A 239-nucleotide genomic window follows, 5' to 3' on the forward strand; every position below is an offset into this window, starting at 1 on the left:
GTTGCGGAAGTGCAGGTGGCTGTTGCGGGTGAGGGCGCCGGGCACCGGTGGCGGTGGCGTCCCGGGCGGCCTCGGCGTCGATCTCGGCGTCCCCGGCCGCGCCGACGGCGCCCAGGCCCTGCAGGAACGACCAGCGCGCCTCGGCGTCCACGGTCAGGCCGGGCACCTCGACGGACCCGTCCCGCAGGCCCCGCAGCACGGCCAGCTGCTCCTCGCTGCGGGCGGTGCCGGCCGGCGTG

The 239-nt window shown here is 79.1% G+C and carries 1 protein-coding gene; it reads right to left on the bottom strand.

Annotated elements, in window-relative coordinates:
* The coding region (locus tag AC0IVP_RS22140) for a hypothetical protein (RefSeq protein ID WP_471759310.1) at window positions 1-239 on the bottom strand (239 nt) is incomplete at both ends.

This window comes from Klenkia sp. AC732, from assembly GCF_979256525.1.